General features: G+C 57.9%; 14 protein-coding genes. 8 read left to right on the forward strand and 6 right to left on the reverse strand.

Translation table 11 applies throughout. The features are described from left to right. Window positions 1–14 precede the first annotated feature (14 nt). Window positions 15–2,090 (forward strand): tetratricopeptide repeat protein, encoded by a 2,076-nt coding sequence (locus tag FO268_RS08185; RefSeq protein ID WP_150991867.1) that lies wholly within the window; start codon window positions 15–17, stop codon window positions 2,088–2,090. Between the two features lie 10 nt (window positions 2,091–2,100). Here the strand turns inward: FO268_RS08185 and FO268_RS08190 are convergent, their stop codons facing one another. From FO268_RS08190 to FO268_RS08215, 6 genes are all read right to left on the reverse strand, one after another. After that, window positions 2,101–2,673: an antibiotic biosynthesis monooxygenase gene (locus FO268_RS08190; RefSeq protein ID WP_150991869.1), complete on the reverse strand. Its 573-nt coding sequence runs from the start codon at window positions 2,671–2,673 to the stop codon at window positions 2,101–2,103. Between the two features lie 90 nt (window positions 2,674–2,763). Beyond that, window positions 2,764–4,092 (reverse strand): DUF1329 domain-containing protein, encoded by a 1,329-nt coding sequence (locus FO268_RS08195; protein WP_150991871.1) that lies wholly within the window; start codon window positions 4,090–4,092, stop codon window positions 2,764–2,766. Between the two features lie 15 nt (window positions 4,093–4,107). Further along, window positions 4,108–6,021: a DUF1302 family protein gene (locus FO268_RS08200; RefSeq protein WP_150991873.1), complete on the reverse strand. Its 1,914-nt coding sequence runs from the start codon at window positions 6,019–6,021 to the stop codon at window positions 4,108–4,110. Window positions 6,022–6,062: 41 nt separating this feature from the next. Continuing rightward, window positions 6,063–8,528 carry an efflux RND transporter permease subunit gene (locus FO268_RS08205; RefSeq protein WP_225316550.1) on the reverse strand — a complete coding sequence of 822 codons (2,466 nt, stop codon included), beginning with the start codon at window positions 8,526–8,528 and terminating at the stop codon, window positions 6,063–6,065. Between the two features lie 11 nt (window positions 8,529–8,539). Continuing rightward, window positions 8,540–9,529 carry a WD40/YVTN/BNR-like repeat-containing protein gene (locus tag FO268_RS08210; RefSeq protein WP_150991875.1) on the reverse strand — a complete coding sequence of 330 codons (990 nt, stop codon included), beginning with the start codon at window positions 9,527–9,529 and terminating at the stop codon, window positions 8,540–8,542. A 273-nt stretch (window positions 9,530–9,802) separates the two neighbouring features. Continuing rightward, complete coding sequence (locus FO268_RS08215; RefSeq protein WP_150993265.1) at window positions 9,803–11,509, reverse strand: sigma-54-dependent Fis family transcriptional regulator; 1,707 nt, start codon at window positions 11,507–11,509, stop codon at window positions 9,803–9,805. A gap of 382 nt (window positions 11,510–11,891) precedes the next feature. On the opposite strand from FO268_RS08215, the gene FO268_RS08220 reads away from it, so the two are divergent. The 7 genes from FO268_RS08220 (at window position 11,892) to FO268_RS08250 (ending at window position 16,880) form a co-directional block, all read left to right on the forward strand. Then, a complete protein-coding gene (locus FO268_RS08220) occupies window positions 11,892–12,143 on the forward strand; it encodes a phenol hydroxylase subunit (protein ID WP_150991877.1) in 252 nt (83 codons plus the stop codon). A gap of 48 nt (window positions 12,144–12,191) precedes the next feature. Next, complete coding sequence (locus tag FO268_RS08225) at window positions 12,192–13,193, forward strand: aromatic/alkene monooxygenase hydroxylase subunit beta (protein ID WP_150991879.1); 1,002 nt, start codon at window positions 12,192–12,194, stop codon at window positions 13,191–13,193. Continuing rightward, a complete protein-coding gene (locus tag FO268_RS08230; RefSeq protein WP_150991880.1) occupies window positions 13,190–13,459 on the forward strand; it encodes an MmoB/DmpM family protein in 270 nt (89 codons plus the stop codon). The genes FO268_RS08225 and FO268_RS08230 overlap by 4 nt, the downstream gene beginning before the upstream one ends. A 14-nt stretch (window positions 13,460–13,473) precedes the next feature. Continuing rightward, complete coding sequence (locus FO268_RS08235) at window positions 13,474–15,021, forward strand: aromatic/alkene/methane monooxygenase hydroxylase/oxygenase subunit alpha (RefSeq protein WP_150991882.1); 1,548 nt, start codon at window positions 13,474–13,476, stop codon at window positions 15,019–15,021. Window positions 15,022–15,086: 65 nt separating this feature from the next. Then, window positions 15,087–15,446, forward strand: a complete 360-nt coding sequence (locus FO268_RS08240) for a phenol hydroxylase subunit P4 (protein ID WP_150991884.1) — start codon at window positions 15,087–15,089, stop codon at window positions 15,444–15,446. Between the two features lie 10 nt (window positions 15,447–15,456). Continuing rightward, the gene (locus FO268_RS08245) at window positions 15,457–16,518 is read left to right on the forward strand and encodes an NADH:ubiquinone reductase (Na(+)-transporting) subunit F (protein ID WP_150991886.1); all 1,062 of its coding nucleotides are present in this window, start codon (window positions 15,457–15,459) and stop codon (window positions 16,516–16,518) included. 26 nt (window positions 16,519–16,544) lie between these two features. Continuing rightward, window positions 16,545–16,880, forward strand: coding sequence for a 2Fe-2S iron-sulfur cluster-binding protein (locus FO268_RS08250; protein WP_150993267.1), 336 nt, complete (start codon window positions 16,545–16,547; stop codon window positions 16,878–16,880). Window positions 16,881–16,883: the final 3 nt, after the last annotated feature.

Consider the following 16,883-nt stretch of genomic DNA (forward strand, 5'->3'; position numbering starts at 1 on the left):
GGGAACTTCACGATATGATCAATCCTCTCCGGTATGTCGTAGCGCTCCTGGTGCTGGTGCTTGTCGGTGGCATTGCGGCGGCGGAACCGGAAGACTGCGCGGGCTGCCATGCCGGGGAAGTGGCACAATGGAAGCAGTCACAGCATGCATCCGCCATGGCGCCAGCCCGCCCGGAGCAGGTGTTGGGTGATTTCTCCGGCACCACCTACAGCGATGACGTATTGAAGGCCAGGTTCAGCCGGGAGGATGGCGACTACATCATCCAGACCACCGAGAACGGAGAACCAGAGCAATGGACCGTTCGCTATACCTTCGGTGTCTATCCATTGCAGCAATACCTGATTGATATCGGCGACGGCCGGCTGCAGGCGTTCAACATTGCCTGGGATACCCGCGATGCGTCAGCCGGCGGGCAACGGTGGTTCCGTCTGGACGAGCCGGGACAGAACCATCCCGGCGATGCCATGCACTGGACCGGCATCTATCAGAACTGGAACAACCAGTGTGCCGACTGCCATTCCACCGGCCTGGAACGGAATTTCGATCCACAAACCGACGCCTACAAAACCGGCTGGGATCACATCGCCGTCAGTTGCACTGCCTGCCACGAGACGGCAACCCGGCATGCCGAGGCGGCAAAGCAGGATAGGTCCTACGGCGCGGGCGTGGAGCTGGCCGCCATGGGAATGTGGCAGGTCAGTGAGGCGGACCGCCCGCCCAGACACAAGGGGACGCCCTCCAGTGAGGCCCAGGTGCCTACTTGCGGCCGTTGCCATTCATTGAGAACCAGCCTGACGGACACTGGCGGCGGCCAGGTGCATGACCAGTTCAGTCTCAGCCGGCTGGAGCAGCCACTGTATTACTCCGACGGCCGGGTACGTGAGGAAGTGTTCGTGCTGGGTTCCTTCGAGCAGAGCAAGATGTTCCAGGCCGGCGTTGTCTGCAGTGACTGTCACAATCCCCACAGTGGCGAGCTCAGGGCCGAAGGCAACGCGGTGTGTGCCCAGTGCCACAATGCTGGCGATTTCGATACCCCGGAGCACCATCACCATCCTGAAGACAGTGAAGGGGCACAGTGCGTGAACTGTCACATGCCGGAAAGTACCTTCATGAAAATAGACGACCGGCGCGAACATAGTTTCATGATACCCAGGCCGGATGTCTCGAAAGACAGCGGCAGCCCGGATGTGTGTCTGAGCTGCCACACCGATCGGGATCGAAACTGGTCTGTTGATGTGGTGGAAGATTGGGCGCCCGGGCTCTACAAGCCAGACACCTGGCATCATATCCAGCAGAGGGATCTGGATGCGGTGGCGGATTACCTGGTGGATGATGGCAAGCCGGCCCTGCGCCGGGCAACGCTGCTGGAGCAAAGGGGTGAGGCACTGGCTGGAAGCCGGTTAGCGGTAGTGGAGCGGTTGCTGAACAGCGAGCACGCCGTGGTGCGTGAAAGTGGCTTCCGGGTGTTGCGCCACGGCGCTGCCGATTCGATCCGTAAGCTGGCTGAGCCGGGCCTTGATGACCCCAAACTTGCCGTACGCATTGCCGCATTCGAGACACTGGTCAGGCTGGGCGTAAAGCTGGACTCCGACGCCTGGGAACGCGCTCGTGAGGACTATGAGCACTTTCTGGAACTGCAGTCGGATCTGCCCTCAGGTCGTGTACTCAATGCCCGTTACCTGCTGGCCAACGACATGGTCTACAAGGCAGAACAGGAACTGGGGGTCGCACTGGAGAAAGATCGGGGTTATGTGCCGGCGGCCGTCCATTTGACGGATATTCTCCGCTCGGGTGGCCGCAATCGCGAAGCTGTCCGGGTGATTGACGAGACCTTGTCAGCATCACCGGATGACGCCAGGCTGATTCATCTCCGGGGGCTGATCAACCTCAAGTTGAAAGACTACCCTGCCGCCCTGGAGAACCTTGAGCAGGCTGCACGGCTTGAACCTGGCCAGTGGCTGTTCGGGTATCGTTACGCAGTTGCCCTGTATCAATTGGGGGAGAGGGAAAAGGCACGGCAGACCACCGAATCACTGCTGAAGCGTTTCCCCGACAACCGTCGAATCCGTGCCCTGATGAGCCATCTCTAGAGCGGTCAGATCAGCGGCTTTGCGCTTTGCGTTTGGGGAACAGCCAGAACGAAAACCACCGGGTCATTCGCGGCATCAACACATAGCTCATCAGCAGCATGACCACAATGGTGACAATCATGGTCCTGAGCAGCAGGGGCACCTGTGCCAGCAGGTCGCCGAACAGGACAAACACCAGGGTCACTGCAGGATACAGGGCCAGCCAGCTGACGATGGTCATCTTCCATTTCGGGGGTGGTGTCACCGGGTTCTGGCCGGGCAGGGTAAACCAGGTGACAATGCCGGAGGTGACTGCCCGCTCGCTGGGCTGTACCAGCAGGTTTTCGATCTGTTCCAGCAGTTCCGATCTCTCTCCGGATTCTTCCCATGCGGTCAGGGTTTCCCGGTCCCGGAACCTGAATACGATGCGGTATTCCGGGTCATCCGGCGAGGACGGTCGGAACAGCGTAGCTCCCAGATAGCCGGGGAAATTGGCTGCCCGCTCGGTCATCTGGCTGCTCAGTTGTTCGAAGGCTGCTTCTTCGCCTTTTTTGACACGCCTGGAGACTACAACGGTCAGGGGCTGATCCAGTGATTCATTCATGTCGGCATTCCTTTTCTACAGTCAATCAGCATAACTGGCTTTGAACAAAAAAGGGCCCGCAAAGGCGGGCCCAAAGGGGTAGCACCAGCTTTAACTGCCGGTTGCGCGGAGATGCTGTACGTTGAACATGCTGGGGCGGGACATTTCAGGATCGACCTGGCCTTTGAACTGGCCGGTGGTGCAGTGGCTTGCCTGCACGTCGATCATGCTGAAGCTGTCATCGATGGATACACCTGTTCCCTTGTTCTTGGGCAGGTGATGGTCAGGGTGTGCCTGGCCGATGGTAAAGGTCTTCCACAGGCTGCCTTTGCGGTCATAGGACACGGTGCGCGGAATGGTGAAGGTCTGGGCGTCCATATAGTGAACCCGGCGGGAAAGCGGATGGCTCTCATCGACCGGTACGGACTCAACCTCATAGACCTTGCGCAGCTGCCAGGTAATATCCGGGAAGCATCCGCCCTGACCACTGAAGGCGATAACCTGATAGCCGTCGTCATCCTGGTGGGTTTCGGTGTCCAGGTTCATCTCGTTGTGGTTGTAGAACGGCATCAGCATGTAGCGGGTGCCCTTGTAGGTCCAGTTCATGTCGGAGATGCGGCCGTTGTAACCCTCGAAGTCCTCGATCATCAGGTCTGATCCCAGGAAGGCATCGGTCACCTGGCCGGTGGCCAGGCGACGCACGCGGCGCTGGAAGCCCAGGTAAAGCCAGGAGTTGTCCCGCTTGAGGTCGTCGGCTGCACGGTGGATCAGCAACTGGGTGTTGCGGACATCCGCCGGGTCCAGCACCTGGAGGTAGATGGCGCGGAACAGATCCGAGGGGTTGGGTGTGATCTCCGGCGTCGGCTCCTGGATCACGCGGCCCTTGTAGTTCAGGAAGTGGAAGTTGAACTTGATGGTCCGCTCCACTTTGCCGGAATCCATATCACGATACTTCCAGTAAAAGGGGGCAATGGCGGCGCTGTCACCCCAGTTGTAGCCGTACTTGTAGTTCCAGGCCAGTTTTTCCCCGGCGCGCGGGTCGTCCGCATCCGGCTCCTGCGGGAATGGACGGCCGGCCTGCCAGCCGTTGATTTCACCAACCTGCTCACCCAGGGACACATTCCCCAGCGATTGGCGCGTAGCTTCCACATAGGCCGGATGAAGGTCGAACGAGGTGGTTTCACCCACGGTTATCGAGGTCCAGCCTTTTTCAATGAAGTTGAGGAAGGCAGGGTCGACGATGTCCCGGAACTGGTCCACATTGGACTGGTCGATGGTCATGCCGGCACTGAGGCCTTCGTGGCTTGGGGTCTCATCGTTGTAAGGGTGAAACGACTCATTGATCACCTCGTCACTGGCGAAAGCGCTGGCGGAGAATATCCCCGCCGTCAGGCCCATAACCAGACTGCTGAATACGGATTTCGGGTATCTTGTTTTCATGGTTATTCCTCTCTGTCAGAAGCTGTAACGTGCAGTCAGCTGAATTTCGTCTTCTTTCTGGGCCATGCCGATCGGTCCGGACTGGAAGCGGCCGAGGGGCTCATAACCTGAAAGACCTGCAGACTCACCCGGCTGGTGATTGACCACGCCTGGTGTCTGTGTGAACGGGTCCCAGGGATTGCAGGAGCGGCAGTCATCGAACTCGCGCGCTCCGTCACCCACCTTGAAATTACCGCCCAGGGTCAGCTTGAAATTGTCACTGACCAGCCAGTCCACAGAGGGAGCAATGGCTGTGGCCTGAGCGCGGAAGTCGTGAGCGGTGATGATTTTCGGGGTCAGACGGCCGTTCATGTAGAAGCCCTGAATCAGCAAGGTGGCGGTCCAGTTATGCTCCCAGTCGGGGATGCCGGCTTCGCCATAGGTTCTCTGTTCGCGCTCATGATCCAGAATGTGCTGGCCGAAGATCTGGCCGGAGAACAGGAAGGCCTGGCTTTCGTTCAGGGCCGGGATAAAGATGTTCTTGTCCGCACCGACCACATACCGGAGCACATCGGACTCGGAGTAGAGGTCCTTGCGCAGCGTGTTGGCGAATTCCTCACCGGAGGTGTACGCGGTTTCAACCCGGAACACGGTGTCGATGCCCTGGGAGTAGTAATCCACGGAACCACCCACCAGATTGACGCGGGGGAAGTGGATATCGAAAGCAATCAGGCTGGGATAGACATCCGTTGTGCCGTCGAACGCGTTCTGCGCGGGGATTCCACCCCTGAGTGACGGTAACTGGGAGCGGTAAGTGAGCGCGTTCAGCGAGAAGCCCAGATCGCCATAGACACCTTCCATTTTCAGGCCCAACTGGGTGTTGGAAAGGCTCCAGCTGGGCATGTGGGCCTCACGAATACCAATCTGCCCGGGCCCGAAGTCGGTGGCGAAACCACCATCCGGAGTGGCACCTGCGAAATTGGCTACGGTCCCGCCGTTTTCCCAGAGGTTGTTCATGCCGCGGAAGAAACAACCGGCATCGAGGATGACGTTTGGCTGTCCGCACTGGCCGATGTCATGGGGGCGGAACTTGTCGAAGTTCCAGACCACCTGGAAGTTCAGGTCGTCAAAGGCCAGGCCATCAAATACCTCGGTGGGGCCCATACGGTAGTCTGTGCGCAGGATCCACATGGGAATCCGGATGTCTTCCAGTTCGTCGTAGATGTTGTTGCGCGAGTAGTCCACCGGATTGATCACGTCCAGGACCCGGAACAGGTCGGTTCTGCCCCAGATCACCTGTTGCTTACCCAGGCGGGTGCTCAGAATGTTGCCGTTATCGAAGTTGATATCAAAATCCGCATACAGCTCGCGGATGAAGTCTGCACGGTCGTTGAATTCCTGAAACCGTAACTCATCAGAGTCCTTGTCCAGGTACCCCTGAATACAGCCCCGGTCATCCTTGTCGCAGGGACGAACCGGAACACCAAAGGCGACACCGTTGTCCTGATCGTGCAGATGCTCGCCTAGCACAACCATGCCGTCGTTGGGGTTCTGGGTTGTATCAAAGCCAAAGAATGGAGTGGGTGCTATCCCGCCACCATGGGGGACGTCGCCCTGCAGCCCCTGCAACTGCACCGGCCCGCCCGCGTTACGTCCATATTCGTCGTCGTTGAGGTCGTAGACGCCGTCGTAACTGCCCCGGAGGGTTCCGTTGAATCGCACATTGTTGAAGATGCCGATATCTCCGGCGTTTCTTTCCAGCTCCATCTGCAGTGTGTTTCGGAACTTGGAAAGCCCTACGCCCTCCCGCCCGTAAGTAGCGTTCTCGACATAGCCGTTAACGCGGGTGTCCCCTGCCGCTACGGCGTCGGTCATCGGTAACAGCGCCAGGCTGGCACTACCCGCTAGGGTATAGCACCAGAATCGCAGGCCTTTTATTTTTGTTTGCATGGCAGATCCTCTTACAGGTTTGGTGGAGTTTGGTACCGGGCTCAGACCCGGTACGGCTCTCCCGGCACGAAACCGTCATCCTGCTCCTGCGAGGAACCGGACGACGGAGATGGTGTGTGTGGGTGACGGTCGGCGTGGAGAATGCCGTCCTCGTCGGCGTAGACATCGGTGACAAAGCGGGGCTTGAATACCAGCACCCAGGAGGGCACCAGCAGCATCGCCGCCATGCCGTTGATCACGATCATCACGCACAGCAGCAGCGCTGCGTCGGACTGGAAGCGCAGGTCGGAGAAGATGACCCACATGATGATGCCCGCCATTAACGTCAGGGCCGTGAAGCTGATGGCCATGCCGGTGGTGGAGATCGCGCGTCGTACGGCATCCCGAAGGTTCCCGAACCGGGCCATTTCCTCCCGGATGCGGTCCATCATGTAGATGGAGTAGTCAATGCCCACACCAATGCCCACGGCAATCACCGGCACGGTGTTGATGTCGATGCTCAGGCGGTTGAGCCCCATGTAGGCGTAGGTGAGGGTGGTGGCAAACAGCATGGCCAGCAGCATCATCAGCCCGGCATGGAGGGAGGTGTAGAACAGCATCACGAAAATGAAGATCAGCAGGAACACCAACGGCAGGACAATCACGTTGGTTTCAAAGGCGGATTCGTTCATCGCCGCGGCCACACCCAGGGTGCCGCCGGCCAGACGAATGGTCAGGCCTTCCACACTGTCGCCGTTTTCCGCAATCCATTCCTTGGCCATGTGAATAGCCCGGCGAATGGTTTCGCCCTGGCGGTCCTTGTAATAGAACACCAGATTGGCAATGCGGTCGTCGGTATCGTTGAATTCATCCAGCGCCCCGGGGATCGGGCTGGACGCCATATAGGTGAACATCAGGCCGCCCACGTAGCCGGCATCGTGGGGGATCTGGTACCAGCGCGGGTCATCGTTATGCATCAGGCGGTTAACCTGCTTCACCAGGTCCGGCAGGCCCTTGCTGCCGCCCACTTCCGGATCCTGCAGCATGTGGGACTGCAGGTCCGACAGGGCTGTCAACACCTCTGGCCGCTTGAGACCACCGTTTTCTTCGGTTTCGGCGACGATGTAGAGCTCCTCCGAGCCGGGGAAGCGCTCGTTCACCACCCTGGATGAAACGTTGTAGTCATGGTCCGGGTACAGGATTGGGGATCCGGGTTCCGAATCGCCGATCTGCACATTGGAGGAGGCCAGCACGCCAGCCAGCATGGCGAGGGCCGCTACACCCAGCACGACTTTTGCAGCGCCGGGTCGGGCAACGGTGCGGGAACAGCTGGCGCCAATATGGCGCAGAACCGTCTCGCGGATTTCCGGGTTTTTGGGGGTCGGTAGAATCGACAGCAGCAGAGGGACGCCGATCAGTACCGTGAACACCACGGTAATGGCCCACAGGGAAGCGTAGATGCCCAGGTGCGTATTCAGGGGGATGGAACCGATGGCAATCAGTGACAGGCCAATGGCATCGGAAACCACGCCCAGGGAGCCAGGGCGGAACAGACTGTCAAAGGTGGCCTTGGCTGCCTCCGGGCCACTGCCGCGCTCCTGGGTTTCGGCGTAGTAGCGTTCCACCAGCTGCACGCCATGACTCATGGCCCGGGCGGCAATCAGGAAGGGGATGACCAGCCCTAGAGGGTCCAGGTTGTAACCAAGCAGGCTGATAATCCCGAGGCCCCAGATGGTGGACACTAGCACGCCGCCCAGTGGGATCAGCACGCCGTAGGCCTTACGGAAATGGAAGATCAGCAGTGCCAGCATGGTGACGACGGTGAAGATGAAGATCTGGAGGATCTGCTCCATGTAGGTGTAGGCCCAGCCCACCAGCACCGGCTGACCGGTGGCATAGATGTTCACACCAGTCTGCTCTTCCTCGGCCCGCAACTGCTGCAGCTGGGCAAAGGTCTTTTCATAATCCAACTGGCCTTCGATAAGCTGTGCCTTGACCAGGGCCATCTTCATGTCGGGTGACACCAGGGGGCCGTATACCCGCGGGTTGGCGGACACATCGTCCCGCATGGCCTGCAGGGCCTCTTGGGAATACTCACCGGATGTGGAGTCGTAATAGGGCTCGGAATTGATACTGCCGACTTCCGTCAGCCAGATCTTGCGGGAGTTGCGGTGCGTCACGCTGGACACGAGGTTGTGGTTGACCCCCGGCAGGTTGTCTACCGCCTGGGTTATCCGGTCGATCTTCGCGAGCTTCTCGTTGGTGAAAATGTCTCCGTCTTCAAACTCGACACCTACCACCAGTACGTTGGCACCCCCGAAACTGTCCTTGATGCTGTTGTGCAGCTCAATGTAGGGGTGTTGTTGCGGCAGGAGGTCGGCAAAGTCGGTATAGATCTTCAGGCCGGGAATGCGCAGGGCAAAGGCCAGTGTGAGAATGGCGATAACCGCCAGCACCTTGCGTGGATTGCTGAATATCCACAGCTCCAGCAAGTGCAGAAGATGGGTAAAACGATGCAGTCCGGGCATGATAGAGCTCCTCAGTCAGTGCCGGCCGAGAAGGCCACGGGAATTTCAAGGTTCAGCAGAAGGCCACGACCACCTGCAGCGAGCAATTGGTGGTTCGGAAGCATCAGTCCACTGCGCAGATACAGGGGCTGGTCAGAGGTGGAGATCTTCCGCCAGGACTGCCCGGACTGCTGCAGCACAGTGGCGTTGTCCGCGAGGGCATAGAGCCCGGTTGGGCCGGGAACAAAACCGAATATCGGGGCGTTGATTCCGGTAGGGGTCTTCTCCCAGCTCTCACCGCCATCGGTGGTGTGGTAGATGAAGCCGTTCAGGCCACCAACCCAGCCTTCCTCAGCGGACCGGAAATGGCTGGCATGGGCATAGAATTCGTCTGGCAGGTAGCCGGCGTAGTCCCAGTTTTCACCCCCATCCTCAGTGGTCAGTACCAGGCCATATTCGCCAGTGGCAAAGGCCTTGCCGGAATCCACGAACTGCAGGTTGTTGAGAATGGCGTCTTCGTTGAGGGTTGTTTCGCTCCAGGTCTGGCCCTGGTCGGTACTGCCCTGGATGGTGGTGAAGGCACCCGCCGCCCACCAACTGCCATCGGGGGCACAGGCGGCCGTCATCATTTGTTCCTGGCTGGGTAGTGTGTGTGACGTCCAGTTCTCGGCCCGGGTATCGCCGTGCCAGATCTCGTTGCTGAAGGTCAGCGCAATAAAACTGTCGTCCGGACACACGTCCAGGGCAAGGAAACTGTCCTGGGTGGGATTCTGGCGGCGCCAGGTCTTACCGTTGTCGGCGCTGACCAGAACGACACCGTTATTGCCGGAAAGAACAATAACCTCGTCGTTGCGGGCCATGGCCTGGTAGAAGTCGGTTCGTTTGACAGTCTGTTGGGACTGTTCCCGAACCGCTTCCAGGTTCAGCGGTGCTTCGCAGCCTGTCAGCAGGAGCGAAGACAGTCCTGCCAATGATACGGCCTTGCCGGCGGTGCGCCATGAGCACAGAGGGGCGTTTCGCATTGTATGTCACCGTCTTTGTTTTTGTGGATAAAGCGACTTACGGTGAAATAGCAACGCTTATGCCATGCCCTGGAAGTGTTTTTTAAGTTACTGAAAAAAATAATAAAAACGTATTTTTCTGCAGAGGGGGCCAGGATTCTGGTGGGGATAAGGGCGTTTGATTTTTATCAAATGATTAATCGGGAAGGAGACTTGCTGATTTCGTAAAGCGGTTGTGAATAGGTAGAAGACGTCCCTGTCAGCGGAAGGTTTTGCAGCAGCCAGTTGATACAGTCAGCTTTCTGCCAGAATCCCCGATTTCTTCAGCCTGTAGGCCAGGGCAGGGCGAGTCAGGCCAAGTATGCGGGCTGCACCGGAGACATTCTGGCTGGCTTCCTCCATGGCCCTGCGCATCAGGGTTTCCTCAACGTCGTCGAGGCTGATGCCATGGCCCAGTATCTGGCTGGCCCAATCACCGGCGGCTGCCCTACTGCCCTGTTCAACCAGTTGGCCCTGGCTGTCGACAACACCCTGGGGTTCTTTCGGTTCCGGCTCGGGTATACCTGCAAAAAGCGATTCCCGGCTGATGGACTCATTGTTGTCGGTAAGGATGACGCCACGCTCAATTACATTCTCCAGCTCACGGATATTGCCGGGCCAGTGATAGTGCATACACAGCTCCATGGCCTTGTCGGACAGGCCCAGGGTGCGCTTGTTGTATTCTGAATGGAACTTGCCCAGGAAGTGCTCCACAAGCAGTGGCAGGTCTTCCAGTCGTTCCCTCAGTGGCGGGATTTTCACCGGAAACACGTTGAGCCGGTAAAAAAGGTCGGAGCGGAAACGCCCTTCTTCCACTGCCTTCTCCAGGCTTTCGTTGGTGGCTGCGATGACCCTCACGTTCACCGATCGCGTGCGGTGGTCACCAACCCTCTCCAGCTCCCCTTCCTGCAGCACTCGCAGCAGGGTTGCCTGGGCGCGGGGTGTCAGTTCCACCACCTCGTCGAGAAAAATGGTACCGGTATTGGCCCGCTCAAACCGGCCGGGCCGGGACTGGTTGGCACCGGTGTAGGCACCTTTTTCAACGCCGAACAGTTCGGCCTCAATCAGATCCGGAGGGATGGCAGCACAATTGACCGCTATAAAGGGCTGTTCGGCGCGTTCGCTACGCAGATGGACGCTGCGGGCAATCACTTCTTTGCCCACGCCGGTTTCCCCCAGCAGGAGTACCGACACCTTACCCATGGCCGCCTTGTCGATCATCTTGCAGACTTTGTTGTAGGAGGCCGACTGGCCGATGCCGTAGTACTGCCCCTGCTGTTTCTCAAGGCTGCTGCGCAGGGAGCTGACCTGGCTCTGAAGGTCGTACAGTTCTTCGATAATGGGGTCGGCCTTGAAGTACTGGGTGAACTCTTTCATGTCATCCCATTCTTCTGCCGGTTTGCCAACAATCATGCACTTGTCATCGCCACAACCACGGCAGCTGACCTCACGGAAGATGATTTCACGGCCCATAAAAGATGACGTGTAGGCGCAGGCGTAACCCAGCAGTGACCAGCAGGCAGGCTCCTCCATCTGCCCCAGCTCGGTCTGGCAGATGTCCACTTCAAAGGAATCTATCCACTCCAGCTCGCAATAGAAGGCGCCAGTCTCATGGTCAAGATCGATTTCGGTGGGAACCGCTTTGACCATACCCTTGAGGGAATGAAGTTGCGGGCCGGCGAGAAAGATGTCCAGTTCGCTGCACTGGGGCCGAAGTTTACGGGCGAGCTCTGCATCCTTCAGTCCGGACTGGTAACCAAGCCGCAAAAAAAAGCCCTTCGCGCGCTCGATACCCATGGTATTGACCATTTCCCGGCGAAAAGCCGCCATGGCGCTGACCTGCATGAGCAGCATGCGTTGCTCGCCAAACCAGATTTTACCCTCCGTGCTTTGGAACCGGATCTGCTCCGTAAGATCCTGAAAATCAACATACTTAAGCTGTGGCTTATAGGTGTTGGCCATACTTCGGTAGCCCCGTTTGTTGTTGTAGGGGGCATCAGGCAACTTTGCCCGGTGCGATGGCATCGACTTGATACCTCTATATACATCTAACACCCGATCCTTGTCCGAAATCAATCAAATGATCAAACGTCTGCCTTGTTCCCCCGGGCAAATGGGATATCAGCATTTGCTCAGACCGCATTTTCCAGTTGATCAAATAGTAAAAAATCCAGGTCATCGGTCTCCAGCCCACAGGCTCTTTACGCTAACGTCAATCTTACACTGGCTTTGAATTAATCAACAAAAACAGCGGGATGTAGAGTTTGTGAGTGGGTGGTTTCAAGGCTTGGCACAGCCGTTGCTCTTCCCCTGGTAACCGACAACAAACTCAACGGTGCCAACAATGACTGAACCAGTGAACAGTTTCGACGAAATGCCCCGGTACATCCGGGTGCGTAGTGGGCCTGAAGACAGGTTCGTGGAGTTCGACTTTGCCATCGGTCACCCCGAACTGTTTGTCGAGCTCGTGCTTCCCTGGGAGGCCTTCAGGATTTTCTGCGAACACAACAAAGTGATTCACATGGATTCCGAGATGATCCGCGAAATCGATGCGGACATGGTCAAGTGGCGCTTTGGTGAGAAAGGCCACCGTTAATTATCTCCATTGGATTATCCACTCACAACAACAAGACGGTATGTTGATATGAGCATTGAAATCAAAACCAACTCGGTAGAACCCATCCGCCAGACCTATGGGCACATTGCCCGTCGTTTTGGCGACAAGCCGGCCACTCGTTACCAGGAAGCCAGCTACGACCTGGAAGCCAAAACCAACTTCCATTACCGCCCCCAGTGGGACTCCCGGTACGAACTCAACGACGATCGGCGTACCGCCATTCGCATGGCGGACTGGTACGCGGTCTCTGACCCACGCCAGTTCTACTACGGCGCCTACGTGGGCAACCGGGCAAAAATGCAGGAAGCCGCAGAGACCAGTTTCAGCTTCTGCGACAAGCGCAACCTGCTGACCCGGCTGCCGGAAGAAACCCAGAAGCAACTGCTGCGCCTGCTGGTGCCCCTGCGTCACGTCGAGCTGGGCGCCAACATGAATAATGCCAAGATCGCCGGCGAAGCCACCGCCACCACCGTATCGCAGATGCACATCTATACCGGCATGGACCGCCTGGGCATTGGCCAGTACCTGTCGCGCATTGCCCTGATGATTGATGGCAGTACCGGTGCCGCACTGGACGAGTCCAAGGGTTACTGGATGGATGATGAGCTATGGCAGCCCATGCGCAAACTGGTGGAAGACACGCTGGTGGTGGATGACTGGTTCGAGCTGACACTGGTTCAGAACATTCTGATAGACGGCCTGATGTACAACCTGGTTTACCACAAGATGGATGCCTGGTTCGAAAGCCAGGGCGCCGAGGATGTCTCCATGCTCACCGAGTTCATGCGCGACTGGTACAAGGAATCCCTGCGCTGGACCAACGCCATGATCAAGGCCGTCGCCGGTGAGAGCGATGCCAACCTCGAAATGCTCCAGAAGTGGACCGATCACTGGGAGCCGCAAGCCTACAACGCCCTCAAGCCACTGGCAGAGGCCTCCGTTGGTGTTGAAGCACTTGATGAAGCCCGGGCGGAACTTTCTACCCGCCTGAAGAAATTCGGACTGCAGAGCCAGGGAGTCTCAGCATGAGTCAGCTTGTATTTATCGCATTCCAGGACAACGACGATTCCCGCTATCTCGCCGAAGCGGTGATGGAAGACAACCCGGACGCCGAATTGCAGCACCAGCCGGCAATGATCCGCATCCAGGCCGAAAAACGGCTGGTGATCAACCGGGAAACCATGGAGGAAAAGCTGGGGAGAGACTGGGATGTTCAGGAAATGCTTATAAATGTCATCAGCATCGGCGGCAACGTGGATGAAGACGATGATCACTTCATTCTTGAATGGAAGTAATCAGGAGAAAGATTATGGTTAGCAAAAATAAGAAGCTGAATCTCAAAGACAAGTACCAGTACCTCACCCGGGACATGGCCTGGGAGCCAACCTACCAGAAAAAGAAAGACATTTTTCCGGACGAGGACTTCGAGGGCATCAAGATTACCGACTGGTCCCAGTGGGAAGATCCGTTCCGTCTGACCATGGATGCCTACTGGAAGTACCAGGCGGAGAAAGAGAAGAAGCTGTACGCCATTTTCGATGCCTTTGCCCAGAACAACGGCCACCAGAACATTTCAGACGCCCGCTACGTGAACGCGCTGAAACTGTTCCTCACCGGTGTGTCTCCCCTTGAGCATGCGGCTTTCCAGGGTTACTCGAAAGTGGGTCGCCAGTTCAGTGGTGCCGGGGCGCGTGTTGCCTGCCAGATGCAGGCCATAGACGAGCTGCGTCATTCCCAGACCCAGCAGCACGCCATGAGCCACTACAACAAGCACTTCAACGGTCTGCACGATGCCGCGCACATGCACGACCGGGTGTGGTTCCTGTCAGTACCCAAGTCGTTCTTCGACGATGCCCGCACCGCCGGCCCGTTCGAGTTCCTGACGGCGATCTCGTTCTCGTTCGAGTACGTGCTGACCAACCTGCTGTTCGTGCCCTTCATGTCCGGGGCCGCCTACAACGGCGATATGGCCACGGTGACCTTCGGCTTCTCCGCCCAGTCAGACGAAGCAAGGCACATGACCCTGGGCCTCGAGGTGATCAAGTTCATCCTCGAGCAGCACGAAGATAACGTGCCCATCGTCCAGCGCTGGATCGACAAGTGGTTCTGGCGCGGTTTCCGCCTGCTGAGCCTGGTGAGCATGATGATGGACTACATGCTGCCGAACAAGGTGATGTCCTGGTCAGAAGCCTGGGAAGTGTACTACGAGCAGAACGGTGGTGCCCTGTTCAAGGACCTGGAGCGTTACGGCATTCGCCCGCCGAAGTACCAGGACGTGGCCAACGATGCCAAGCATCACCTCAGCCACCAGCTGTGGAGCACCTTCTACCAGTACAGCCAGGCCACCAACTTCCATACCTGGATCCCCGGCAAGGAAGAGATGGACTGGATGTCCGAGAAGTATCCGGACACTTTCGACAAGTACTATCGCCCCCGCTACGAGTACTGGGCCAAGGAGCATGCTGAAGGCCGCCGCTTCTACAACAACACCCTGCCGCAGCTGTGTCAGGTGTGTCAGGTGCCGACGCTGTTCACCGAAATGGGTGAGCCCACCAGGCTCAGCCACCGCCAGATGAAGTACGAAGGCGAGCGTTACCACTTCTGCTCGGAAGCCTGCTGCGACATCTTCAAGCACGAGCCCGAGAAGTACATCCAGGCGTGGTTGCCGGTGCATCAGATCTACCAGGGCAACTGTGAAGGTGGTGACGTGGAGACCGTGGTGCAGAAGTACTACCACATAGAAGTGGGCGTGGACAATTTCGAGTACATCGGCTCTCCGGACCACAAGCACTGGCTGTCCATCAAGGGTAAGTCGTTTGACAGCAAGGCTGAAAAGTCCGAGCAGGACGCAGCCTGATCTTGAGGTTGCCCGGTGTTACCTGACACCGGGCGATTCACCCGCAAAACAATAAGGTGATCATCATGAGTGTTAACGCTTTATACGACTACAAGTTTGAACCCAAAGACAAGGTGGAAAACTTCCATGGCATGCAGTTGCTGTATGTGCTCTGGCCGAACCATCTGATGTTCTGCTCTCCGTTCGCCCTGCTGGTGCAACCGGACATGACTTTCAGGGCCCTGGTTGACGAGGTTCTGAAACCGGCCACGGCGTCCCACCCGGAAGCCGCGAAGGCTGATTTCCTGGGCGGAGAGTGGTTGCTGAACGACGAGCCCTTTACGCCGGCTCCCGATGCCAGTCTCAAAGACAACGGCATTGATCACAAGAGCATGCTGACGGTCACCACGCCGGGCCTTGATGGCCTTGCCGGTGCCGGATTCTGAGGGTAGCGCTATGACTCACACCGTTACTATCGAGCCCATTGGCGAGCAGATCGATGTCGAGGATGGCCAGACCATTCTTGCGGCTGCCCTGCGCCAGGGCGTCTGGCTTCCCTTCGCCTGTGGCCATGGCACCTGTGCCACCTGCAAGGTTCAGGTTCTTGAAGGGGATGTGGAAATCGGCGATGCCTCACCCTTTGCCCTGATGGATGTGGAGCGGGATGAGGGCAAGGTACTGGCCTGCTGCGCGACCGTTGAAAGCGACGTCACTATTGAAGCCGATATTGATGTCGACCCGGATTTCGAAGGCTACCCGGTGGAGGACTACGCCGCGACCGTCAGCGAGATTGTTGATCTGTCGCCCACCATCAAGGGCATCCATCTGAAACTGGATCGCCCGATGACCTTCCAGGCCGGCCAATACATCAATATCGAGCTTCCCGGTGTTGATGGCGCCCGCGCGTTCTCCCTGGCCAATCCGCCCAGCAAGCCCGATGAGGTGGAGCTCCATGTCCGTCTGGTCGAAGGCGGAGCTGCAACCACCTACATCCACCAGGAACTGAAAGTGGGTGAGGAGCTGAACCTGTCCGGTCCATACGGCCAGTTCTTCGTGCGCAGTTCACAGCCGGGCAACCTGATCTTCATTGCCGGCGGTTCCGGGCTCTCCAGCCCGCAATCCATGATTCTGGACCTGCTGGAGCAGGGCGATGATCGCCAGATCACCCTGTTCCAGGGCGCCCGCAACCTCGCGGAGCTCTACAACCACGAGCTGTTCGAGGGTCTTGCCCGTGACAACGACAACTTCACCTATGTGCCGGCCCTGAGCCAGGCGGATGAAGACGGCGACTGGCAGGGTTTCCGGGGTTATGTGCACGAGGCTGCCAAGGAGCACTTCGGTGGCCGTTTCTCCGAGCACAAGGCATACCTGTGCGGGCCGCCACCGATGATTGATGCGGCTATTACGGCGCTGATGCGTGGCCGGCTGTTCGAGCGGGACATCTTCATGGAGAAGTTCCTGACCGCGGCGGATGGCGCCGAGGAAACCCAGCGCTCGGCTCTGTTCAAGAAGATCTGACCGGAAAACAGGAAAGGATCTGAGTGATGATCAACGCCTTCGAGATAACCGAACAATGCAGCGGCAATCAGTTTCGCTGCGAACCGGGCCAGAGTGTTCTCAAGGCCATGGAGCAACAGGGCCTGAAATGCGTTCCGGTAGGTTGCCGCGGCGGAGGTTGCGGTTTCTGCAAGATCACCGTGCTCAGCGGTGACTACGAATGCGGAAAGATGAGCAAGGTGCATGTACCACCGGAATCCCGGGCATGTGGCGACGTACTGGCCTGCCGCATATATCCGCTGAGCGACCTGACCATTGAATGCCGTCCCCGTGAACCCGCGGAGCCGGCGAAGCAGCAGACAACAACAAAATCGATGAGGTAACTG

Source organism: Marinobacter denitrificans (genome assembly GCF_008795955.1).
Lineage (GTDB): Bacteria > Pseudomonadota > Gammaproteobacteria > Pseudomonadales > Oleiphilaceae > Marinobacter > Marinobacter denitrificans.